At 61.3% G+C, this 23,212-nt stretch carries 20 protein-coding genes; 15 read left to right on the top strand and 5 right to left on the bottom strand.

What is annotated here, in order from left to right:
• The first annotated feature begins 57 nt into the window (after positions 1 to 57).
• The 9 genes from KSP9073_RS04845 to nhaC all read left to right on the top strand — a co-directional run bounded on the left by KSP9073_RS04845 (position 58) and on the right by nhaC (position 12,871).
• Positions 58 to 825 (top strand): glycosyltransferase family 2 protein, encoded by a 768-nt coding sequence (locus KSP9073_RS04845; RefSeq protein WP_108841763.1) that lies wholly within the window; start codon positions 58 to 60, stop codon positions 823 to 825.
• A 5-nt stretch (positions 826 to 830) separates the two neighbouring features.
• On the top strand, positions 831 to 1,148 hold the full coding sequence (locus tag KSP9073_RS04840) for a lipid-A-disaccharide synthase N-terminal domain-containing protein (RefSeq protein WP_108841762.1): 318 nt from the start codon (positions 831 to 833) through the stop codon (positions 1,146 to 1,148).
• Positions 1,145 to 2,935, top strand: a complete 1,791-nt coding sequence (locus KSP9073_RS04835) for an ArnT family glycosyltransferase (RefSeq protein ID WP_243409111.1) — start codon at positions 1,145 to 1,147, stop codon at positions 2,933 to 2,935. Before KSP9073_RS04840 ends, KSP9073_RS04835 begins: the two co-directional genes overlap by 4 nt.
• Complete coding sequence (locus tag KSP9073_RS04830) at positions 2,932 to 4,551, top strand: ArnT family glycosyltransferase (RefSeq protein ID WP_108841761.1); 1,620 nt, start codon at positions 2,932 to 2,934, stop codon at positions 4,549 to 4,551. Before KSP9073_RS04835 ends, KSP9073_RS04830 begins: the two co-directional genes overlap by 4 nt.
• A 2-nt stretch (positions 4,552 to 4,553) precedes the next feature.
• Positions 4,554 to 5,555, top strand: a complete 1,002-nt coding sequence (locus tag KSP9073_RS04825) for an NAD-dependent epimerase/dehydratase family protein (RefSeq protein ID WP_108842052.1) — start codon at positions 4,554 to 4,556, stop codon at positions 5,553 to 5,555.
• Between the two features lie 134 nt (positions 5,556 to 5,689).
• On the top strand, positions 5,690 to 7,627 hold the full coding sequence (speA, locus tag KSP9073_RS04820; protein ID WP_108841760.1) for a biosynthetic arginine decarboxylase: 1,938 nt from the start codon (positions 5,690 to 5,692) through the stop codon (positions 7,625 to 7,627).
• Positions 7,628 to 8,004: 377 nt separating this feature from the next.
• Complete coding sequence (locus tag KSP9073_RS04815) at positions 8,005 to 9,576, top strand: Re/Si-specific NAD(P)(+) transhydrogenase subunit alpha (protein ID WP_108841759.1); 1,572 nt, start codon at positions 8,005 to 8,007, stop codon at positions 9,574 to 9,576.
• A gap of 16 nt (positions 9,577 to 9,592) precedes the next feature.
• Positions 9,593 to 11,035: an NAD(P)(+) transhydrogenase (Re/Si-specific) subunit beta gene (locus KSP9073_RS04810; RefSeq protein WP_108841758.1), complete on the top strand. Its 1,443-nt coding sequence runs from the start codon at positions 9,593 to 9,595 to the stop codon at positions 11,033 to 11,035.
• Positions 11,036 to 11,308: 273 nt separating this feature from the next.
• Positions 11,309 to 12,871: a Na+/H+ antiporter NhaC gene (gene nhaC, locus KSP9073_RS04805; protein WP_108841757.1), complete on the top strand. Its 1,563-nt coding sequence runs from the start codon at positions 11,309 to 11,311 to the stop codon at positions 12,869 to 12,871.
• Positions 12,872 to 12,961: 90 nt separating this feature from the next.
• Here nhaC and KSP9073_RS04800 read toward each other — a convergent pair whose 3' ends face one another.
• From KSP9073_RS04800 to KSP9073_RS04790, 3 genes are all read right to left on the bottom strand, one after another.
• The gene (locus tag KSP9073_RS04800) at positions 12,962 to 13,723 is read right to left on the bottom strand and encodes an SDR family NAD(P)-dependent oxidoreductase (protein ID WP_108841756.1); all 762 of its coding nucleotides are present in this window, start codon (positions 13,721 to 13,723) and stop codon (positions 12,962 to 12,964) included.
• Positions 13,724 to 13,780: 57 nt separating this feature from the next.
• Entirely contained in the window at positions 13,781 to 14,794 is a 1,014-nt protein-coding gene (locus tag KSP9073_RS04795) for a bile acid:sodium symporter family protein (protein WP_207771408.1), read from the bottom strand.
• A gap of 185 nt (positions 14,795 to 14,979) precedes the next feature.
• Entirely contained in the window at positions 14,980 to 15,210 is a 231-nt protein-coding gene (locus KSP9073_RS04790; protein WP_108841754.1) for a DUF3072 domain-containing protein, read from the bottom strand.
• Positions 15,211 to 15,451: 241 nt separating this feature from the next.
• Between KSP9073_RS04790 and KSP9073_RS04785 the strand changes: the two genes are divergently transcribed.
• The 4 genes from KSP9073_RS04785 (at position 15,452) to KSP9073_RS04770 (ending at position 18,611) form a co-directional block, all read left to right on the top strand.
• The gene (locus KSP9073_RS04785) at positions 15,452 to 15,736 is read left to right on the top strand and encodes a hypothetical protein (RefSeq protein WP_108841753.1); all 285 of its coding nucleotides are present in this window, start codon (positions 15,452 to 15,454) and stop codon (positions 15,734 to 15,736) included.
• Positions 15,737 to 16,032: 296 nt separating this feature from the next.
• The gene (locus tag KSP9073_RS04780) at positions 16,033 to 16,860 is read left to right on the top strand and encodes a cytochrome b/b6 domain-containing protein (RefSeq protein WP_108841752.1); all 828 of its coding nucleotides are present in this window, start codon (positions 16,033 to 16,035) and stop codon (positions 16,858 to 16,860) included.
• Positions 16,857 to 17,639 carry a molybdopterin-binding protein gene (locus KSP9073_RS04775; protein WP_108841751.1) on the top strand — a complete coding sequence of 261 codons (783 nt, stop codon included), beginning with the start codon at positions 16,857 to 16,859 and terminating at the stop codon, positions 17,637 to 17,639. The genes KSP9073_RS04780 and KSP9073_RS04775 overlap by 4 nt, the downstream gene beginning before the upstream one ends.
• A gap of 141 nt (positions 17,640 to 17,780) precedes the next feature.
• Positions 17,781 to 18,611: a metal ABC transporter permease gene (locus KSP9073_RS04770; protein WP_133240990.1), complete on the top strand. Its 831-nt coding sequence runs from the start codon at positions 17,781 to 17,783 to the stop codon at positions 18,609 to 18,611.
• Positions 18,612 to 18,673: 62 nt separating this feature from the next.
• Here KSP9073_RS04770 and KSP9073_RS04765 read toward each other — a convergent pair whose 3' ends face one another.
• Complete coding sequence (locus tag KSP9073_RS04765; RefSeq protein WP_108841749.1) at positions 18,674 to 19,186, bottom strand: metallophosphoesterase family protein; 513 nt, start codon at positions 19,184 to 19,186, stop codon at positions 18,674 to 18,676.
• Between the two features lie 78 nt (positions 19,187 to 19,264).
• On the bottom strand, positions 19,265 to 19,633 hold the full coding sequence (locus tag KSP9073_RS04760; protein WP_133240989.1) for a hypothetical protein: 369 nt from the start codon (positions 19,631 to 19,633) through the stop codon (positions 19,265 to 19,267).
• A gap of 223 nt (positions 19,634 to 19,856) precedes the next feature.
• Between KSP9073_RS04760 and KSP9073_RS04755 the strand changes: the two genes are divergently transcribed.
• Positions 19,857 to 21,395 (top strand): peptide MFS transporter, encoded by a 1,539-nt coding sequence (locus KSP9073_RS04755; RefSeq protein ID WP_108841747.1) that lies wholly within the window; start codon positions 19,857 to 19,859, stop codon positions 21,393 to 21,395.
• Positions 21,392 to 23,212, top strand: coding sequence for an aminopeptidase P family protein (locus KSP9073_RS04750; RefSeq protein WP_108841746.1), 1,821 nt, complete (start codon positions 21,392 to 21,394; stop codon positions 23,210 to 23,212). Before KSP9073_RS04755 ends, KSP9073_RS04750 begins: the two co-directional genes overlap by 4 nt.

The raw sequence follows: 23,212 nt of genomic DNA, 5'->3' as shown, positions 1-23,212 counted from the left end.
AAACTACTGTCGTATAATTTCTTGACTTTCCTTGACCGAGGCTGGAACAGCATTCACATGACCGATCTTCCCCTGTCTGTCCTGATTCCGGCACGCAATGAAGCCGACAACCTGCCTTACCTGCTGGATGAGGTATGCCGTGCGCTTGACGGCGCCGATATCCAATTTGAAATGCTGGTGGTCAGTGATGGCTCCAGCGATAACAGCCTGCAGGTGCTGACCGATTATGCGGCGCGCGAACCCCGTCTTCGTGTCTACCACCATCAGCACAGCGCCGGGCAAAGCACGTCCATCTGGCAGGCCGGCTGGCAGGCTCGCGGAACGTGGCTGGCCACGCTGGACGGCGATGGCCAGAATGATCCGGCCGATCTTCCGGCCATGTTCGAACGCGTTCAAAAAGGGGATATCACGCTGCTGGCCGGCTATCGTCACAAGCGCAACGACAGTGAGATCAAGCGCGTCTCCTCACGGATTGCCAATGCCGTGCGCTCGCGTCTTTTAAAGGATGACACCCCTGATACCGGCTGTGGCATCAAGGTCTTTGAGCGTGAGGCCTTTCTGCGCCTGCCCTACTTCAATCATATGCATCGCTTTTTGCCGGCGCTGATTCGCGCCCAGGGCGGCACGACGCTGTCCTGGCCGGTCAACCATCGCGCCCGCCAGGCCGGCAGCTCCAACTACGGCACGCTCGACCGGCTGATGGCCGGACTGCTGGACCTGGGCGGCGTCATGTGGCTGGCGCATCGTTCCAGACTGCCGGCGCCCCTCAAGCCCCTTTCCGGCGCAGATACCGACAGGGATGCCCACTCTCATCAGGAGCCCTGAGCCCCATGGATTCTGCAGCCCTCTGGATTGTGGTCGGCCTGTTGGGTCAGGCCCTTTTTTCGGCGCGTTTTATCGTGCAGTGGCTGGCCAGCGAACGGGCCAGACGCAGCATCGTGCCTCATCTGTTCTGGTATCTCAGCATCGGTGGCGGCCTGATCCTGCTGCTGTATGCCATTTATCGACGTGACCCGGTCTTTATCATCGGCCAGGGGTCGGGCCTTTTCATCTATGTCCGCAATCTGGTGCTGATTCGACGGGAGAAGCGTCAGGCCATTGAGGCAGGCGCTTCTGACACCGCGGCGGAGAGGGCTGAAAGCTCATGATGAACACACGCCTTGCACCAGGCCTTCAGCGGCGGCTGATCGGAGCACCGGTGCTGTCGCTGCTGACCATCGCGCTGGTATTTCTGGGGCTGGGGATTGGCTGGCGCTGGCCATGGCCAGCCGATGAGCCGCGCTTTGCCCTGATCGCCCATGAAATGATCACGACCCATCAGTGGCTGATTCCTCACCGCGCCGGTGAGCTCTACCCGGACAAGCCGCCCATCTTCATGTGGCTGATCGCACTGGGCACTCTGGTCACGGGCAGTCTCAAGGTGGCCTTCCTGCTGCCTTCCCTGCTGGGCGCTTTAGCAACACTCGGGCTGACCACTGATCTGACCCGGCGCCTTTATGGCCCCCGCATTGCATGGCTGGCCGGTCTGACGCTTATGCTGACCGCGCAGTTCACCCTGCAGGCCCGCACGGCTCAGATCGACATGCTGGTGACAGGCTTCATCACGCTGGGGCTTTACGGTGCACTGCGCCATGCCCTGCTGGGGCCAGCGCCGCGCTGGTGGTACCTGGGCTGCGTGTCGATGGGGCTTGGCGTGATCACCAAGGGCGTCGGCTTTTTGCCGCTGCTGCTGCTGCCGGCCTGGTTCGGGATGGTGTGGTATCAGTGTCATCATACAAAGCGGCATCATGCAGACAGCGACCATCGGGTCGTGCCGCTGACACTGCGTCAGCTGCTGATCGGGCTGGGCCTTCTGGTGGCCGCCATTGCCTGCTGGGTGATCCCCATGGCGCTCTACACCAGCTTCAGCGGTGATCAGGCCCTGATGGCCTATCGAGACAACATTCTCTTTCGCCAGACCGGTCAGCGCTATGCCGACTCCTGGCACCATCTAAAGCCCTTTTATTATTACCTGCTCGAAGTACTGCCCTGGGCCTGGCTGCCTGGCGTGCTGGCCCTGCCCTGGGTCGTGCCTCACTGGTGGCGGCGCCTTCGTCTGGGCGATGCAAGGCTCTGGCTGCCGCTCTCCTGGCTGGTGCTGATGGTGCTGTTTTTCTCGCTGAGCCCGGGCAAACGGGGGGTCTACATGACACCGGGCACGGCGATGTTCGTGCTGGCGCTGGCGCCGGCGCTTCCGAACCTGATTCGCCGCCTCTGGCTGAATCGCCTGGCCTGGGGGCTGGCCACCCTGCTGGGCGGGGTCATCGGCATCGTCGGTCTGCTGCTGGCCGTGGGACTGCTCGACAGTGCGACCCTTGGCGAGGATTTCACCCTCAACCCGTGGGGATGGTGGCTGAGCATTGGGGTACTGACGGCCCTGATCGCCTGGCGCGTGCCACCGCGGCGCGGCCTGGTGAGCCTGGGCCTGTGGCTTGCCATGTTCTGGATCCTCTGGGCCAGCTGGGGCTACGGGGTCATGGATGCCCATCGTTCGCGCAGTGCCCTGATGGCCGAAGTGGCGCTTGCAACCGGGCATCAGCCGCTGGCGCTGACCGATTTCGATGAGGAAAACGTACTGCAGGCGCAGCAGCCGATCGTACAGTTCGGGGATGGCACGCCGATTGATGACCAGTTCGCACGCATGACGGCCTGGCTCAAGGAAGCGCCCGACATTCGCTGGGCTCTGGTGCAGGACGATGAGCTCAAGGGCCAGCCCTGCGTTGATCGCAACACCCTGATCTCACTGGATGCGCGCAGCGACAAGGGATGGTGGCTATTGCGGGCCGACAGCGTGGCGCAGTGTCACGGTGATGAACACGCCGCCCCGCTGTATCAGGCCCCCACCACCTGGCATAGAAGCAGTACGCTGCATCACAGGGATGGCTTAACGCCATGAGCGTGCTCCGTCAGCGACTGGAGCGCCTGACCGATCATGCAGGCCTGCAGTGGGGGGCTGTTGCGCTGGCATGGCTGGTCAGCGCACTGACCTTTCAGCTGCGCCCGATCATGCCCATCGATGAGACGCGCTATCTCTCGATCGCCTGGGAGATGTGGCACAGCGGGCAGTGGTGGGTGGCGCACATGAACGGGGTGCCCTACGCCGACAAGCCACCCCTGCTGTTCTGGCTGATCAACCTGGGCTGGGGCGTGTTTGGCGTCAATGACTGGTGGCCCCGGCTGATCATGCCACTGGCCTCCCTGCTGGGGCTTTTTCAGCTGCGACGAATCGCTCTGAATCTTGGCTACGAGGCTCGTACGGCGCGAATGGCGCTGCTGGTCCTGATGTCGATGCTGATGTGGTGGCTCTATAGCGCCACCCTGATGTTCGATATTCTCCTGACCACCTGCCTGCTGGGCGCCGTGGCCGCCCTGACCGGCCATGGCGCCCCAAGAAGGCGGGCGATCGGTGTAACGCCATGGCTGGCACTGGCGCTGCTGGCCAAGGGGCCGGCGATACTGCTGAGCTGGCTGCCGATACTCATCAGCCTGCCGTTATGGCGCGAGCGCCCGGGTCGCAGCACGCCCCTCTTCTGGCTGGCCACCGGCGCGGCGATAATAGTGCTGCTGGCCTGGGCGCTGAGCTCGGCCTGGGTCGGCGGTGAGGCCTATGCCGGTAACCTGCTCTGGCATCAGAGCGTTGATCGGCTGGAGCAGGTAGCCGACCACGCCCGTCCCTTCTGGTGGTACCTGCCGGTACTGCCGGTACTGCTGCTGCCCTGGTCACTATGGCTGCCGGCGCTGAAGCTCTGGCGTCGGCACAGCCCTGCCACGCCACGTAGGGCAAGCCGGCTGCTCTGGTGCTGGACGCTGGTACCGCTGGTGCTGTTTTCCCTGGTCAGTGGCAAACAGGCGCACTACCTGATGCCGATTTTGCCGCCGCTGGCGCTGCTCATTGCCGACATCCTGACACGCTCTGCCCCGGCGCAACGCCGCACACTGAAAGTGCCAGCGATTGCCCTGTTTGCCACCGGCGCCCTCACTTTAGTCGTGAAAATGGTCGGCAATGCCCAACTGGCGGCGATGTTTTCTCTCAAGGGTGTCTGGCTTTTATGGGGGCTTGCGACCGTGGCCGCCGTGGTACAGCTCAAAACGACGGCGGCAGCGACCGTGCTGGCCCTGCTCACCACGACAGCCATGGCCACCATGCTGACGATCATGCTGGCGCCCCTGTGGCCACGCATGGATACCCGACAACCGGCACAACTGCTGTCGCGTATCGAACAACAGGGGCAACCCGTGGTCTGGTATGGCAGGGACTATCAGGCCAGCTTTCAGTTTGCCGGCCGCCTGACCACTGCGCTTCAGACCCTCGACGCTCACCCGACCGATCTGTGCCGCTGGCGTCAGCAGCATCCTGCGGGCTGGGTGATCGGCGACAGCCGCCAGCTCCCTGCACTTTACATGCCGGCCCTTGCCCATCGATTCCCGTGGCGTGCCCGTACGCTGTTGGTCATGCCGGTATCGGCCCTGCAAATCGCGACGCCCCTTTTTCTTTGCCTGGATCCCTTATGAACATGAAAGTACTGGTCACCGGTGCCGCCGGTTTCATTGGCGCCTGGCTGACGAAACGACTCACGGAAGACGGCGTGGCGACGGTCGGCATCGACAGTTTCTCGGACTATTACAGCGTGAGCTACAAGCGGGCGCGCCTGGACGCGCTGGGCGTGAGTCACTGTCGTTTGCTGGACGTCAGTGACCGCGAAGCGCTGGAAGTCCTTTTTAGGCGTGAACGGTTCACCCATGTCATTCATCTGGCCGCCCAGGCCGGCGTGCGCTACAGCGTCACGCACCCCCACGTTTATGGTCAAAGCAACCTGACCGGGTTTCTCAACGTGCTGGAAGCGTGTCGTCAGCACAGCGTTCGCCATCTTTATTACGCCTCCTCGAGTTCGGTCTATGGACACTCGCAGCGTGAGGTGTTCAGCGAAGAGGACCCGGTAAATCACCCCGCGTCACTGTACGCCGCCACCAAGCGGGCCAACGAGCTCATGGCCGACAGCTACGCCAGCCTCTATGGGATGTCCCTGACCGGCATGCGCTTTTTTACGGTGTATGGCCCCTGGGGCCGGCCCGACATGGCGCCCATGCTGTTTGCCGGCAGCATCATGAACCATCAGCCGCTGCAGATTTTCAACCACGGGCAGATGGCGCGGGATTTCACCTGGGTCGGTGATGTCATCGAGGCCATCATGCGCCTGCTCAATACATGCTGCGCCAGCGGCGAGACCGGCCGCCATCAGATCTTCAATATCGGACGCGGTGAACCCACGGCACTGATGGACTTTATTACCTGGCTTGAAGAGGCACTGGGGCAGCAGGCACCGCGCGAGTGGCTGCCCATGCAGGATGGCGATGTGACCCGCACCTGGGCGGACACCTCGCGACTGGAAGCCGTGATCAACTACCGCCCGACCATGCCGCTAACCACCGGCGTGCAGCATCTGGCGCAGTGGTGTCTGGATCATCAACAGTGGCTGCCTACCCACCAGGTTGTCCCCGTGGCCAAAACCGCCTGACGAGATCCCGGAGCCTGACTGCCCCCCATGGCACAAAAGCGCTAAAATGATCCAAAGGCAGCCGTTTGCTGCCTTTCTCTTATGTCACTACCTTCAGAATGTCGTTTGCGGCCAATTCTGACCGGAGTCCGTCCATGTCCAATGCTTCATCCGTACCCGATAAGGCCCATGCCCAGTCGGAGGCCCGCCGCACCTACAATATCGATCAGTGGGGCAGCGGCTATTTTGACGTCAACGACCAGGGGCTGGCCGTGGTACGCCCCTTCGGCGATGCCGACGTCCAGGACGGGCCGGCCCTGCCGCTAAAGGGGCTGGTCGAAAAGCTGCAGGACGCCGGGTTGCGCCTGCCCATGCTGGTGCGTTTTACCGATATTCTGCATGACCGCGTCGAACAGCTGTGTCAGGCCTTTGACCGCGCCATCGACGAGCTGGAGTACAAGGGCCGCTACACCGCGGTCTATCCGATCAAGGTCAATCAGCAGCGTCGCGTGGTCGAAGAGCTTCTGGCCACCCCCGAGCGCGGCCGCGGGCGTGTCGGGCTGGAAGCCGGCAGCAAGCCGGAACTGCTGGCCGTACTGGCACTTTCCTCTGAAACCACCTCGACCATCGTCTGCAACGGTTACAAGGACCGCGAGTATGTGCGTCTGGCACTGATGGGCGAAAAGCTGGGTCACCGCGTCTTTCTGGTGGTCGAAAAGCAGGCCGAGCTCGAGCTGATCCTCGAAGAGGCCGATAACCTGGGCGTCATGCCGCGCATTGGCGTGCGCGCGCGGCTCTCCTCGGTCGGCAAGGGCAACTGGGAAAGCACCGGTGGCGACAAGTCCAAGTTCGGCCTGACCGCGCGCCAGATCCAGCACGTGGTCGATCACCTGCGCGCACACGACCGGCTGGAATCGCTACAGCTGGTGCACTTTCATCTGGGCTCGCAGATCGCCAACATTCGCGACATTCAGCGCGGGCTGCGTGAATGCACCCAGTTCTACAAGAGCCTGCGCGATGTCGGTGCGCCGGTGTCCGTGGTGGACGTCGGCGGCGGCCTGGGCGTGGACTACGAAGGCACCCGTTCGCGCAGCTACTGCTCGACCAACTACTCGATGGCCGAGTACGCCAACAACGTGGTCGGTGCGTTTTCCCAGCTGTGTCAGAGCATGGACATTCCGCATCCGGACATCATCTCCGAGTCCGGTCGCGCCCTGACAGCTCATCACGCGGTGCTGATCACCAACGTGATCGACGAGGAGCGCCACGAAGTGGCCCTGCCCGAGCGCGGACAGCACGAGGGTGACACGCATCTCGACGTGCTGTGGCAGACCTATGACTGGCTGGCCGAACCTGCCGAGCCGCGCCTGCTGGTGGAGTATTACCACGACCTCTATCAGGCCATGATCGATATTCAGGACCGTTTCGTGCTGGGCAGTGCCACGCTGGGCGTACGCGCCGAGGGCGAGGCGCTCTATACCGCGGCCTGCAAGCGCCTGCGCGCCAAGCTTGATCGACGCAACCGTGCCCATCGCGAGATTCTCGATGAGCTGGACGAGAAGCTCGCCGACAAGCTGTTCGTCAACTTCTCATTGTTTCAGTCCCTGCCGGACGTCTGGGGGATCGATCAGATCTTCCCGGTGCTGCCGCTGTCCAACCTCGACAAGCCGTCGACGCGCCGCGGCGTGATTCAGGACATCACCTGCGACAGCGATGGTCGCATCGAGCGCTACGTCGATGGCCAGGGCGTCGAGAGCACGCTGCCGCTGCCGGAGTGGAAAGCCGGTGACGACAAGCTGATGGGGCTTTTTCTGGTCGGCGCCTATCAGGAAATTCTGGGCGATCTGCACAACCTTTTCGGTGATACCGATTCCATCGATGTCAGCCTTGATGAGCACGGCGACTGGAAGCTGGGCGACCCGATCGTGGGCGATAGCGTGGCCAACGTGCTGCGCTACGTGAACTTTGATCCGGACCGCCTCAAGGGCCGCTTTCAGCGCCAGCTGCTGCGCAGCGACGTCTCCGGCCGGGAGCGCGAGATGTTTCTCGAAGAGCTTGAAGCCGGCCTTGAAGGCTACACCTACCTGGAATAAACAGACGCTATCCTCTCCACTCTGCCCGGGCCATTGGCCCGGGCAGAACGTCTCTTCCTGCCGCCCCCCGATCTTCCCTCCTTTCAAAAAAAGCCTTTCGCCCTCCATAAAACAGCTCTTTCTCCTTCTCGACCGATGAATCAGGTGCCCTGCGCCCGTCTTACTCAGGGGAGAACGACATTGATCGTCCGATCCACGACACACCCTTGGTCTATTAATCAAAGGTCGAACGGCTTTTTGACAAACGCCGTGCGAGCCTAGCTGGTTTGAGCAGGCGTGCAGCTGTCATGGCGCACGCCTGTGCAAGGGGCTGCGCGTTCAACAAGAGCCGATCATCAAGGCAAATGGCCCGCTTTTCACACCAAAGGGGAACACGAGTGAAGATAGGCGCACCAAAAGAGAGTGCTCGAGGAGAAGCGCGCGTCGCGCTGACCCCGGAGAGCGCGACACAGATCCAGAAGCTGGGCCATGCGTGTCTGGTTGAAACCGGTGCCGGTGTGGCCGCAGGCTTTGACGACCAGGCCTATCGCGACGCAGGTGTCACCATCGTCGAGAGCGCTCAGGCGCTGTTCGATGACGCCGACATCGTGATCAAGGTTCGCGAGCCTTCCGAGCAGGAGGCCGAGCGTCTGCGCAAGGGCCAGACGCTGATCGCGTTTTTCTGGCCGGCCCAGAACGAGGCCATGCTGGAGAAGTGCCGCGCCAGGGGCGCCACCGTCATCGCCATGGACATGGTGCCGCGAATTTCCCGGGCACAGAAAATGGATGCGCTGTCATCCATGGCCAACATCGCCGGCTATCGCGCGGTGATCGAAGCCGGCAACAATTTCGGCCGTTTCTTCACCGGCCAGGTGACCGCTGCAGGCAAGGTACCACCGGCCAAGGTACTGGTGATCGGTGCCGGTGTGGCCGGGCTTGCCGCCATCGGCACCGCCACGAGCCTCGGCGCCGTGGTGCGCGCCTTTGACGTGCGCCCGGAAGTCTCCGAGCAGATCGAATCGATGGGTGCCGAATTCCTGTTTCTGGATTTCGACAACGCCCAGGACGGTTCGGAAAGCGGCGGTTACGCCTCGCCCTCAAGCCCCGAGTTTCGTGAAAAGCAGCTTGAGTGTTTTCGTGCGCAGGCAAGTGATGTGGACATCGTCATCACCACCGCGCTGATTCCAGGCCGGCCTGCGCCCAAGCTCTGGCTGGAGGACATGGTCGCGGCCATGAAGCCCGGTTCGGTGGTGATCGATCTTGCCGCCGAGAAAGGCGGCAACTGCGACCTGACCCGTGCCGATGAGCGTGTGGTTTCCGACAACGGCGTCGTGGTGGTCGGCTATACCGACTACCCCTCGCGCATGGCGACCCAGTCATCGCTTCTGTACGCCACCAATATTCGCCACATGCTCACCGACCTGACGCCCGACAAGGACGGCGTCATCCAGCACAACATGGAAGACGACGTGATCCGTGGCGCCACGGTCACCCATCAGGGCGAAGTCACCTTCCCGCCACCGCCGCCCAAAACAAAGGCCATCGGAGCCGCCAAACCCAAGGCGAAGGAGAAAGAACCTACCGCCGAGGAAAAGCGTGCTCTTGAGTCCGCCCAGTTCAAGTCGCAGACCAAACGTCAGGTCGGCATGCTCGCCATTGGCGGTGCGCTGATGCTGTTGCTGGGTGAGGTGGCACCTGCCTCGTTCATGCAGCACTTCATCGTCTTTGTGCTGTCGTGTTTTATCGGCTTTCAGGTGATCTGGAAGGTCAGCCATTCGCTGCATACGCCGCTGATGGCCGTCACCAATGCCATCTCGGGGATCATCATTCTGGGAGCGGTGCTACAGATCGGCTCGGGCAGTGTGATTGTGGGCATTCTGGCATCGATTTCGGTGCTGATTGCGACCATCAATATCGTGGGTGGCTTCCTGGTGACACGCCGGATGCTCGCCATGTTCCAAAAATCCTGAGCGGCCGAGAAACGCTATGTTGAGTCAAGGGTTCGTATCTGCCGCGGCGATCGCGGCAAGTGTTCTGTTTATTCTGTCGCTGGGTGGTCTGAGCAACCAGGAAAAAGCCAAGCGCGCCGTCTGGTACGGCATTACCGGCATGGCCGTGGCGGTGTTTTTCACGGCTTTCGGACCGGGCATTGGCGGCTACTGGTGGATGATCCCCATGATCATCATCGGCGCCGGCATCGGCACTTGGATGGCCGGCAAGGTCGAAATGACCGAAATGCCCCAGCTGGTTGCCGCACTGCACAGCTTTGTCGGTCTGGCCGCGGTCTTTGTGGCCCTGAGCGCTGATCTCGAACGCCGCCGGGTGCTTGCCGCCCGCGCCGTTGATGGCGTCATGCATGACTTCTCCGCCTTTGCAGCTCTGGTGGCGACCAAGGCGCCGGAGGAACTGGCCTTTTTGCAGGTTGAAGTGGTGCTGGGGATCTTTATCGGGGCAGTCACCTTTACCGGCTCGGTCGTGGCCTTTGGCAAGCTGGCCGGCAAGGTCGACGGCAAGCCGCGCCAGCTGCCCGGCGGGCATCTGCTCAATGCCGGTGCCGCGGCACTGTCCGTGCTGCTGGCGGTGCTTTATCTCAACGGCGCCGGCTTCTGGACACTGCTGGCACTGGCACTTCTGGCCTTTTTTATCGGCTATCACCTGATCATGGGTATTGGCGGTGCCGACATGCCGGTGGTGGTCTCGATGCTCAACAGCTACTCGGGCTGGGCGGCGGCGGCCATCGGTTTTACGCTTTCCAACGACCTGCTGATCGTCACCGGCGCACTGGTGGGCTCCTCGGGGGCGATTCTCTCCTACATCATGTGCAAGGCGATGAACCGCAACTTCGTCAACGTTATCCTGGGGGGCTTTGGCGGCAGTCAGGGGCCGGCGGCAGAGATCGAGGGCGAGCAGGTGGCCATTGATGCTGCCGGTGTGGCCAGTGCGCTCAATGATGCCGACAGCATCATCATCGTGCCGGGCTACGGCATGGCGGTGGCCCAGGCACAGACCGCAGTGAGCGACCTGGTGCGTAAGCTGCGCGCGGCGGGTAAAGAGGTGCGCTTTGGCATCCACCCGGTCGCCGGGCGCCTGCCGGGCCACATGAACGTGCTGCTGGCAGAGGCCCGCGTGCCCTACGATATCGTGCTGGAAATGGATGAGATCAACGACGACTTCGCCTCCACCGACGTGGTCATCGTCATCGGTTCCAACGACATCGTGAACCCGTCGGCTCAGGAAGATCCCAATAGCCCCATCGCCGGCATGCCGGTGTTGAAGGTTTGGGAAGCCAAGCAGGTCTTTATCAGCAAGCGCGGTCAGGGCACCGGCTACTCGGGCATCGAAAACCCGCTGTTTTTCAAGGACAACAGCCGCATGTTCTATGGCGATGCCCGCGACAGTCTCAATGCCCTGCTGCCGATGATCGATTGATCCCCCCGGCGCATTGCACCGCAGCCATCAGAAGGGCAGCGTAATCTCCTGGGGGGTCCGGCCGTATCGGGCTCAAGGCGCAAGATTTGAAGCGTTTTGGGTCCGGTGCGGCGCTTGAACCCTGTAGAAAAGAGAAAACGCCACCTGCCGATTGTGCATGATCGCGGACAGATGCTCGCGATTCTGGAATAATCCGCGCCCATTACGACAACAGCACCCCGTCGAGCCATCGATGGGGTGCTGTCCTTTCTGATTGCAGCAACGAGAGAAACAATGGCTTTCCTTCCCCGTCATGAGGCCGGTACCCCCTCGCCCCGTGCACCCGGCATGCTGGATGCGCTTTTCCCCATTGTGGCCGTCATCGTCATGCTGGCACTCAGCGTGACGCTATTCGGCGCCGACTCGTCCAGCGGCCCGACCCAGATCGCACTGATCATGGGCGCCATGCTGGCCGCCGTGGTGGGCCTGAAAAACGGCCACCAGTGGCAGGCCATCGAAGAAGGCATCAATCGCGGGATTCACCTCTCATTAGGCGCGATTTTGATCCTGCTCTCGGTGGGCGCAATGATCGGCACCTGGACGATGGGCGGCGTGGTGCCCACGATGATCTATTACGGGCTCGAGATCCTCTCGCCTCACTACTTCTATGCCACGGCCTGTCTGCTGTGTGCGTTGGTCTCGGTGTCGGTCGGCAGCTCCTGGACGGTGGCCGGCACCATCGGCATCGGCCTGATCGGTATCGCCAACGGACTGGGGCTTTCAAGTGCCATCACGGCAGGCGCCATCATTTCCGGCGGGTATTTTGGCGACAAGATGTCACCGCTGTCTGACACCACCAATCTGGCCCCTGCCTCTGCCGAGGCCGAGCTGTTCGCCCATATTCGTCACATGCTCTGGACTACCACGCCGAGTCTCATTCTGGCGCTGATCGCCTTTCTGGTGCTGGGTCTGGGCGGCCCCGACCAAGTAGCTACCCCCGAGCGCATTACCGACATCCAGCAGACCCTGAGCGATCATTTCACCATCAGCGCCTGGCTGTTGCTGCCGCTACTGGCGCTTTTGATCATGGCATGGAAGCAGATGCCGGCCTTTCCGACCATCTTCATCGGTGCCCTGCTGGGCGTGGTCTTTGCGCTGATCTTTCAGCGCGATGCGGTGATCGGTCTGGCCGACACGCCTTCGCTGAGCCATGCCATGGCGCTTTTGAAGGGCAGCTGGATTGCACTCTATGACGGCTATAGCGCCCGGACCGGCAATGAGGCGATCGATGCGCTACTCACCAACGGCGGCATGGACAGCATGCTGACCACGGTCTGGCTGATTCTCTCGGCGATGACCTTTGGGGGCGTCATCGAGCGTCTGGGGCTTCTGGAGCGCGCCGTCAGCGGACTGTTGCGCGTGGCACGCAGCACCTCCTCCCTGATCATCTCGACACTGGCGACGGGACTGGCCACCAACATCGTGACCGGCGATCAGTATCTTTCCGTGGTACTGCCCGGGCGCATCTACAAGGCCGAGTTTCAGCGTCGGCGACTCAAGCCGGTGAACCTGTCGCGGGCGCTGGAGGATTCCGGCACGATCACCTCGCCGCTGATCCCGTGGAACAGCTGCGGGGCCTACATGGCCGCAACGCTGGGCGTGGCCACCCTGAGCTATGCGCCCTTTGCCTTTTTCAATCTGATCAATTTGGGGATTGCCGTGCTCTATGCCCTGCTCGGCTTTCGTGTGACGCGCATGAGCGATGACGATCAGCCCAGTCATGACGCCGAACTGCCGACCCTGTCCGACGGGCAGATCATCGATGATCAGTATGAGGCCAGCACCGGACGTGCCTGACAGCGCCAGCATGCTGCTGAGACACGACAACGCCGGCCCATGGGCCGGCGTTTTTCGATCCTCATAAAACAGGATCATGACACGATCAAATTACTCGTCGCGGTCGACGGCCATGCCGGCCCAGACCTGACGCACGGGCTGGATTTCAAGGAAGTTGATGTTGAGATGCGCCGGCAGTGTGGCGACATAAAACATCTGCTCGGCGATGTCTTCGGCCGACATCGGCGTGGTGTTGCCATAAAGCTGGTCGGAAGCCGCCTGGTCGCCTTTCGTACGTACCAGGGTGAACTCGGTTTCGGCCATGCCGGGAGCAATGTCGGTCACGCGCACGCCGGTGCCCTGAAGGTCACAGCGCAGGTTGTAGCTGAACTGCTCGACAAACGCCTTGGTGGCGCCATACACATGGCTGCCCTTGTAGGGCCACTTGCCGGCCGTGGAGCCGATATTGACGATGCTGGTACCGGCACCGAGCCTGATCAGGGTCGGCAGCAACGCATGAGTGACGTTGACCAGCCCCTTCACGTTGGTATCGATCATGGTGTGCCAGTCTTGTAGCGCCACATCCTGAGCAGGCTCCGGCGCCAGCGCCAGACCGGCGTTGTTGAGCAGGACATGGACAGAGGAAAACTTCTGCGGCAGCTCATCGACGGCCTTTTTTACCGCGGCTTCATCGCGCACGTCCAGTTCGATGACATGCACGGCCACCTTCCCTGAAAGCTCCTGTTCAAGTGCTTCCAGGCGTTCGCGGCGCCGGCCGGTCAGCACCAATGCGTAGCCGGCCTCGGCAAAACGGCGCGCCGCCGCACGGCCAAATCCTGATGTCGCACCGGTAATGAAAACGCTTTTATTCACGGGCTCTCTCCCTGCTCGATGGTCAGTCATTACATATCATCACATACCAACGCCCGATCAGGCGTTCGATGACGCGGGCTGTGCCTCCGCGGTGGCCGCTGCGCGACGAGTGGCATAGCGACGCGCCAGCATGGCACACACAAACAGCTGAATCTGGTGAAACAGCATCAAGGGTAGCAGTGCACTGCCGACCTGAGCGGCCGGGAACAGTACATTGGCCATCGGGACGCCCGAGGCCAGCGTCTTTTTGGAACCGCAAAAGACAATGGCGACTTCGTCCTCGCGGGAAAAGCCCATTAGACGGCTGACGGTGCGTGTGACCATTAACACCAGCGCCAGCAATACGCAGTCCACCACGATCATGGTGGCGATGCTGACCCCATCGACATGCTGCCAGAGCCCGCCCACGATGGCCTCGCTGAAGGCCAGATAGACCACCATCAGAATCGAGCCGCGATCCACGATTGCCAGGGGCGCCTTGTGCTCGCGAACCCACTGGCCGATCCAGGGTTGCAGGAGCTGCCCCAGCAGAAAGGGCGCCAGAAGCTGCATGAGGATATTGCCGATGGCCCCCAGCGACGGCCCAGCGCCGGCGTCAGCGTTGACACTGAGCACCAGACCCAGAAGGACCGGTGTGATGAACATACCTAAAATATTGGACGCCGTGGCCGAGCAGATCGCCGCGGCCACGTTGCCCCCACCGATCGAGGTAAACGCGATCGAGGACTGCACGGTTGAAGGCAACACGCACAAAAACAGGATGCCGGTATAAAGCGCCGGTGACAGCAATGCCGGTGACAGCAGCCCGATGATCAACCCCAGTACCGGAAAGAGCCCAAAGGTGGTGAGAAAGATCACCAGATGCAGGCGCCAGTGGGTCATGCCCTTCACAACGGTTTTGGGCGACAGCCTGGCGCCATGCAGGAAAAACAGCATGCCAATGGCAATGGTGGTGGCAATGGAAAACCACTCGGCGTAGCGGCCTGAAATGGGTAACAGCGAGGCCAGCACGACAGTGCAGACAAGATAGAGGAGAAACTTGTCGATATTGAGACGGGCAAGTAGGGACACGGCAGACTCGAAGCTCAAGCATTCTGGATTGTTGGCTCAGCCGGGCCTTCGCCCCGGCCGCTCATCGATCATACGCCAGCCCTTCGAGTTTGGCACGGTCGGGCATCGAGCGTTCAAACGGACATGAAAAAAGCGCCCGCAGGCGCTTTGACGTTTCAAACGCTACCGAGTCTGTAGAAAACGGGTCAGTGATTCTCGCCCCGACCGGTCTTGTGCTGGAGCTCATCAATCATTTTGGACGCATCCGCCTTGGTGAGCGAGTCATCAAAATCGACACCGGCTTCTTCACACAGCGTGCGCAGGTAGGACGCCTGAGCACCGGTCATGCTTTCATCACCCGTGGCCCAGTCGTTGGGGTCCTTCTCGAGATTGCTGGCCTGGTCATTATGGCTGGGGTCTTCCGTGCGATTGGTCATCAGGTTCTCTCCGTGAACGGCCATGTGGATACTGGATAAAAATATAGACGATGATGCAGTTGATGCACGCCTGTCTCACCACATTGGTCAGTAAAAGGATTTGACTAATGAAGGGTTGTATCAATATAAACTTATGTTATGGCGCGCGCTCGCGCCGGATGATTGGATGGCATATAACCGTAATTGCCAATGAAGGCGATCCGGTCTGCAAAACCCGAGTCATGTTTCAAGGAGTAGTACCATGGAAGGTATTGTCAGCAACTATCGCGACGTCGTACGCAAGGGCGGTTACACCCTGATGTCAGAGCAGGCACCGCCGCGGGATACGCCACTGGAGTGTATCTACATCGACAATGACAGCCAGTCCATCCGCACGACCAGTGCTCGTCTGGGCATGGCCGACAGCCAGACGTGGTGTACCGAAAGCGGTGTCACCGAGGCCCTGATCAGCGGCTCATCTTCCTTTATTTCTTCCATGGCCTGGCGCGCCGGTACTCCCAGCCAGTCCGGTAATCCCGGCCGGTAATTTTTTACGTCGCGCCCACTTCGGTGGGCGCTACCTTTTTTGACTAACGCACTGACCAATTCTTCAACCAACGCGCTGGCCAGTATGCCCCTTCGAGTCTAGAGCCGTCTTGCTTCTCGGCACTTCCCTGCCCCTTTACAACGCGGTTTCTGACCAGCGTCTTCTACACCCTCATACATACCCTGTTCTGTTGTTGGGGTTGCCGTAGGTTGAGGTTGCCGCAGACAGGATGACTGGCAGAAAACGTCAATGCAGGCCCATACTCCACTACCTACCCTGTTCTGCGGGATATTGGCATGCCCGGACGCTCTTCCAATCAAAACATCACGCGACGCCTGCGCCATCGCCTGCCGGTACGTGTCTGGCACTGGATCAATCTCTGGTGTCTGATCGTGCTGCTGCTCAGCGGCCTGCAGATTTTCAATGCCCACCCTGCGCTGTACTGGGGCAGTGCCTCCAACTTTGACGCCCCCTGGCTTGAGATGTACGCCATGCGGGCCGCCGATGGCAGTATCGACGGCATGACCGCGCTGGGCCCCTGGCAGTTCACGACCACCGGCATTCTGGGATACTCGGGCGATAGCGTGCGGGGCTTTCCCGGCTGGGCAACCCTGCCGAGCTATCAGTTTCTGAGCATGGGTCGGCTGTGGCATTTCTTCTTTGCCTGGCTGTTTGCCATCAGCGGGGCGCTCTTTGCCCTTTACGCACTATTGAGTGGCCATTTCCGACGCAATTTCTGGCTGGATGGCCATGACTGGCGCGGGCTCGGTCGAAACATCATCAACCATGCGAAGCTGCGTTTTCATGATCATGCGGGCAAGTACAACAGTCTGCAGAAGCTCAGCTACCTGAGCGTGGTGTTTATGGCACTGCCGCTGATGATCGTGACCGGGCTTTGCATGTCGCCGACCATCAATGCCGCCGCACCCTGGCTGCTGGACCTGTTCGGCGGGCGACAGAGTGCCCGTTCGATTCATTTCATCACGGCCTTTTCACTGGTGCTGTTTGCGGTGGTTCACGTGGCGATGGTGTTGCTCTCCAACCCCCTGCGCCAGCTTCGCGGCATGATCACCGGTCGCGTGCCGCGTTCGTCCTCGTCTTCTGATTCGGAGTCACCGTCATGAGCCGTCGCCCGCCATCAGAATTTTCCTTTAGTCGCCGCGCCCTGCTGCAGCGTACGCTGCTGGGGGCGGCAGCTCTGGGACTGGTCGGCTGCGACCGGCTGTCGGAAAATGATGCCGTGATCAGCCTTCTGGACAGCGCCGAGACGCTCAATCTCAAGACGCAGCGGCTGTTGGCCGGGCGCGAATCGCTGGCCGTGGAATATCCGGCCTCGATGATATCTCCGGTCTTTCGACCGAACGGCACGGTGGACCCACAGACCGAGCTGTATCGACAGCTGGCCGCCAACGATTTCGCTGACTGGCGCCTCACGGTCGGCGGGCTGGTGCGCACGCCGCTGGAACTCTCGCTTTCAACGCTTCGCGGGATGCCCTCGCGCACCCAGATCACCCGCCATGACTGCGTGGAAGGCTGGAGCGCCATCGGACAATGGTCAGGACCGGTGCTGGGCGACATTCTGGAGCAGGCCGGTGTACACGACTCTGCCCGCTATGTGGTCTTCCACTGCATGGATCAGCTCGACGGCCAGCACGATTATTACGAAAGCATCGACATGGTTGAGGCTTTCCACCCCCAGACCCTGCTGGCCCACTCCCTCAACGATGAACCGCTGCCCGTGGGCAACGGCGCGCCGCTGCGCCTGCGCGTGGAGCGACAGCTCGGCTACAAGATGGCCAAGTATCTCAAGGGCATCACGCTGGTCGAACACTTTGATGATATTCAGGGCGGCAAGGGCGGCTACTGGGAGGATCGCGGCTATACCTGGTATGCGGGCATCTAACCCCTATGGCCATGTCTACCGCTTTGGTCGTGTATGACCGGTCTGCGTTTGACAAAAGCTTACGCCAGGCTGAACTAAAGAACATCCGGGGAGAGGTTTCATGACCCTGGACCCGCTTTTTATCCGATTCTGGAGATGTTGATGACTCTGTATAAAACGGCTCGCCCCACCTTACTGGCCTCGGCCATCGCACTGGCCTGCGCTTTTTCGGCCGGCACCGCACTGGCCGCCGATAGCCCTGCCAAAACCCCCGAGCACCTGCGCGGTACCATCAGCGCGGTCAGCGATCACGGTTTTACCGTAACGTCCACCAGCGGTGGCGATACGCATGAAGTCACCCTCAATGACCAGACGCGCGTGGCCGGTGTCACACCGTCAAGTCTTGACGAGATCAAGGAAGGCACCTTTATCGGCACTGCCAATGCCCCGGGCGAGAACGGCCAGCCCTCAAAAGCACTGGAAGTGGTGGTCTTTCCTGAATCGATGAAGGGCACCGGGGAAGGCGACTACCCCTGGGACATGCCGCGTGGCCATGACAGCGCCGGCGGCGAGCAGATGGGTGGTGGAAAAATGGGCGGCGCCGGTGATGGCTCGACCATGACCAATGGCACCGTCAGCAAGGCCGGTGAGGGCAAGATGGGTGGCACCGGCGGTGGCTCAAGCATGACCAACGGCACCGTCAGCAAGACCGGTGACGGCAAGATGGGCGGCGGCGGCTCAAGCATGACCAATGGCACCGTCAGCGAATCAAAAAGTGCTGATCAGAACATGATGACCCTGACCGTGGATTACGGTAACGGCAAAAAGCAGATCATGGTCCCGCGTGATGTGCCGGTCGTGGCCGTCCAGAAAGCCACCATGGACGACATCAAAAAGGGTGAAGCGGTCTTTGTGGCCGGTGACCTGTCCGCCTCGCCCGTACAGGCGAAGGTCGTGATTGTCGGCCTGGACGGCACCGTCCCGCCGATGTAACGCGATCCGTGCCTACAACCAATCGCTGAAACCGACCCATGATGCCCGGCAAGTGCCGGGCATCAGCTCTCCAGTACGAAATGCATCACGCCACTGCACAGCCTGTCCTTTCGGGCATCAAGCCTGCCGGCCGTGATGGGTAGTTTAAAGCGACGCTTGCCGGCGCTTCCCGGATTAAAGTAAAGCTGACGTTTTTCGGAGCTCTTCTCGACCCACTGCTGACGCGGCTTGTGCGAGTGGCCGAACAACACGGCGTCACAGGTCATTGCAGCATTGGCATCGGCAATGTCATGCACCAGGTGCAGCTGCCAGCCGTTCACCACGATATCGCGATGCACCGGCAGCGCCTCACACCACGTTTCCCGGTCGATGTTGCCGCGCACGGCGATCAGCGGGGCCAGACCCGCCAGCTGTTCAAGAATCCCTCGGTTACCGACATCCCCCAGATGCAGAATCAATGCGCAGCCCTCAAGCGCCTTCAAGGCGTCATCGCGCAACAGCCCGTGCGTGTCACTGATCACGCCGATGGGCGTGTCGATGGAAAAAAGCGTCTGCTCACACAGCGAGAGCGCCATGTCCCCTCCTGTGGCAAAAGGTCCTGACAGCAGAAAGGCCCCGAATGGGGCCTTTCACATGGATATTCGAAACGTTGATCAGCGTGTGGAACCTGCCGGTGTGCCCGCCTTTTGAAAATCTTCGTAGGTCACGTTGCCCTGCTCATCCACGTTGCAGCTGACGTTGTAGATGGTGGTACCGTGGCCCAGCATATTGATGTGAAGAAGGAGCTCTTCGCCCTTTTCATAATCACCGGCGTTTTGCTGTTCCATCAGAAGCTGGGAACTTTCGAAGGTATCCTTGTCCTTGCTGTTCATGGCCGCTTCATGACACTTGTTGACCAGTTCGCGGTCGGCCTGGGGCACATCGGCAGACTCTTCCACAGACCCTGCCTGCGCCACCTGACCAAAGCCGCTCATCGCCAGCGCCAGAGCGCCGGCACACCACATACCCTTGTGTACTTTCATGATTCATCCCTGAAGGTTGGCTTCCTGTTGAGTGTAGGAACACTCTTGCCAACTTACCCGACAATTCTTTCAGAGCTTTCGAACATGGCAAATGATTCGCTGGCGTCAGGCGCTCACACCAATGATGGTTTGCACCCGGCGATGGCGGCTCGTATGGTGCACGACGTTTATCACAGGCCTCACCGGCCGCTTCGATTCCGGGTCTTACCTGCTGGATACTGTCATGGCAACTTCCTCTGAACGCGGCTTTTTTGGCCACCCTCGCCCGCTGGGGCCGCTCTTTTTCACTGAAATGTGGGAGCGTTTCTCGTTTTATGGCATTCGTCCGCTGCTGGTGCTCTATATGGCGGCAGCGCTTGCCGACGGTGGGCTGGGCATTCCCCGCGATACCGCCGCTGCCATCGTGGGCATCTTTGGCGGCATGATTTATCTGAGCACGCTGCCGGGCGGCTGGCTGGCCGACAACTGGCTGGGCCAGCGTCGCGCGGTCTGGTATGGCTCGATTCTGATTGCGCTGGGTCATCTGTCCATCGCGCTGTCGGCACTCTGGGGCACACCGATGTTCTATATCGGGTTGATTCTGCTCGTGCTGGGCTCAGGGATCTTCAAGACCTGTATCTCGGTCATGGTCGGCACCCTCTATAAAGAGGGCGATGCGCGCCGTGACGGCGGTTTCTCGATTTTCTACATGGGCATCAATCTGGGCGGGCTGATCGCCCCGCTGGTGACGGGGTTTGCCATGGAAAACATTGGCTGGCACTGGGGCTTTGGCGCCGGCGGTCTCGGCATGTTGCTCGCGCTGATCATCTTCCGGCTCACCGCAGTTCCGGCCATGCAGCGTTTTGACCGGGAGCACGGGCGCGAATCGAGCTGGGATGCGCCGGTCAATCAACGCCGCCATGTCGGCATCGGCGTGACGATCTGTCTGCTGCTGGTGGCGCTGGTGACCGCGCTCGGCCTGTCCGGCGTCATTACCTTCAACCCGGTCGCCATCGCCACCGCCATGAGCTATGTAGTGGGGCTGTGCGTGCTGGGCTGGTTCATCTATCTGATGTTTTTCAACGGCCTCAACCGGCACGAGCAGGCCCGTGTCATTGTCTGTCTGATTCTGTTCATGGCCGCGGCCCTGTTCTGGGCTTCCTTCGAACAGCAGCCTACCTCCTATAACCTGTTTGCCTCGGATTACACCAACCGTCAGGTCATGGGCTTTGACATTCCGGTGCTCTGGTTCCAGTCACTCAATCCGCTGTTCATCATTGTGCTGGCACCGCTGTTTGGCTGGCTGTGGCCGGCCATGGCACGACGCGGTTTTGAGCCGTCAAGCGTTGCCAAGTTCGGCGCCGGTCTCGTGTTCGCTGCCGCAGGCTTTGGCCTGATGGTGATGGCCGCCTGGCAGGTCGTTGACGGTGCCGGTCTGGTCTCACCGCTGTGGATCGTGGCCAGTCTTTTGCTGCTCACCCTGGGCGAGCTCTGCCTGAGCCCGGTGGGACTATCGACCATGACGGAGCTGGCACCGATGTCCATGCGTGGCCAGATCATGGGGATCTGGTTTGCCGCCTCGGCGCTGGGGAACCTGGTCGCCGGGTTGATTGGCGGCCATGTCAGCCCCGAACATGTCACCCAATTGCCTGAACTTTTTGGGCGCTGCGCGCTGGCGCTGTTGATCGGGGCGGTCATACTCATGATATTGATCAAACCCATCCGCCGCCTGCTGACCCACAGCCGCACCGCTGAATCAGGCACCTCGGAGACACCGCAATGACCGCTCTAGTCGACACTCCTTCACAACGCATCGACGCCCTGCGCCAGGCCATGACGACGCACGGCATTGATGCCTGGCTGGTGCCCTCCTCTGATCCACACCTGTCGGAGTATCTGCCCGGCCACTGGCAGGGTCGCGAATGGCTGACCGGCTTTACCGGCTCGGTCGGTACGCTGCTGGTCACGCATGGCTTTGCCGGGCTCTGGGTCGACAGTCGCTACTGGGTACAGGCCGACAAGGAACTTTCCGGCAGCGGCATCAAGATGATGAAGGTGGCTCAGGGCCAGCAGATTCTGGCGCCGATTGACTGGCTCGACGCCAACCATACGGGCGCCATTACCCTGGGGCTTGATGGGGCCGTGCTGCCGCTGGCCGCCCATCGCGCCTTCACCGCGCGGCTGGGCGAGGGCGTCACGATCAAAAGTGACCGGGACCTGCTCGAGGAGATCTGGCTCGATCGCCCGGCCCTGCCCCAGGCACCAGTCACGCCCCATGACGACACCTTTGCCGGCCAGACCCGCATTGATCGCCTGAAGCAGCTGCGCCAGGCCATGGATGAGGCCGGCGCCGATGCCCATCTGATCTCGACGCTTGACGACATCGCCTGGCTTTTCAATCTGCGCGGCAGCGACGTGGACTACAACCCGGTGTTTCTGGCCCATGCGCTGGTCGATGCGCATCATGTTCGGTTGTTCATCGATCAGGACAAGGTCTCTGCGGTACTTCGCGAGGCGCTGGCCGACGATGGCGTATTCCTGCATGACTATGCCGAGGCCCTCGATGCCCTGACCCGCCTGCCCGAAAGCACGCGGCTTCTGCTCGACCCGGCACGGGTGACGCTGTCACTGGTTCAGGCCCTGTCCGGTCAGGTCACGCTTGTGGAGGCCTTTCAGCCGACCACGCTGGCCAAGGCCTGCAAAAGCGAGGCGGAGATCGACCACATCCGCGCGGCCATGACGCGTGATGGCGCCGCCCTGTGCCGGTTTCTCTGCTGGCTCGAGGCGACGCTGGAACGTGGGGAGGCGATCACCGAGCTGACCATCGATGCACGCCTCACGGCCGAGCGCACGCGGGAGAAGCACTTCATCTCGCGCAGCTTTCCCACCATTGCCGGCTTCAACGCCAATGGCGCGCTGCCGCACTACCGCGCCACCGAGGCGGCGCATTCCAGCATCAAGGGTCAGGGGCTTTTGCTGATCGACTCCGGGGCCCAGTATCTTGACGGCACCACCGACATCACCCGGGTCATCCCGGTGGGCGAGCCAACATCGGCTCAAAGGGCCGACTATACCCGCGTGCTCAAGGGCATGATGGCGCTGTCACGGTCCCGCTTCCCCGAAGGCATCGAAGCGCCGCGGCTGGACGCCATCGCCCGGACACCGCTATGGGAGGCAGGCCTTGATTACGGTCATGGCACCGGCCACGGGGTGGGCTATTTCCTCAACGTCCATGAAGGCCCGCAGGTGATCTCGCGCGGCGCGCAGCCCACACCGCAGACCGCCATGCGTGAAGGCATGATCACCTCGATCGAGCCAGGGCTTTATCGCCCCGGCCAATGGGGCATTCGCATCGAAAATCTGGTCGCCAACCGTCTCGTAACGCAGGTTGACCCTCTCACTGATGACGCCTTTCTCGATTTCGAGACGCTCACGCTGTGCCCCATCGATACTCGCCTGATCGAACCCACGCTGCTGCGTGAAGACGAAATGACCTGGCTGGATGACTACCATCGCACGGTGTTTGAGCGCCTGTCGCCCACGCTCGATGATGAGACCCGCGCCTGGCTTGCCGACAAGACGCAGCCGCTGACGCTCTAA

Source organism: Kushneria phyllosphaerae, assembly GCF_900312995.1.
GTDB lineage: Bacteria > Pseudomonadota > Gammaproteobacteria > Pseudomonadales > Halomonadaceae > Kushneria > Kushneria phyllosphaerae.
Note: the sequence above shows the minus strand (reverse complement) of the source record. Positions and strands in the feature narration are given on the sequence as shown.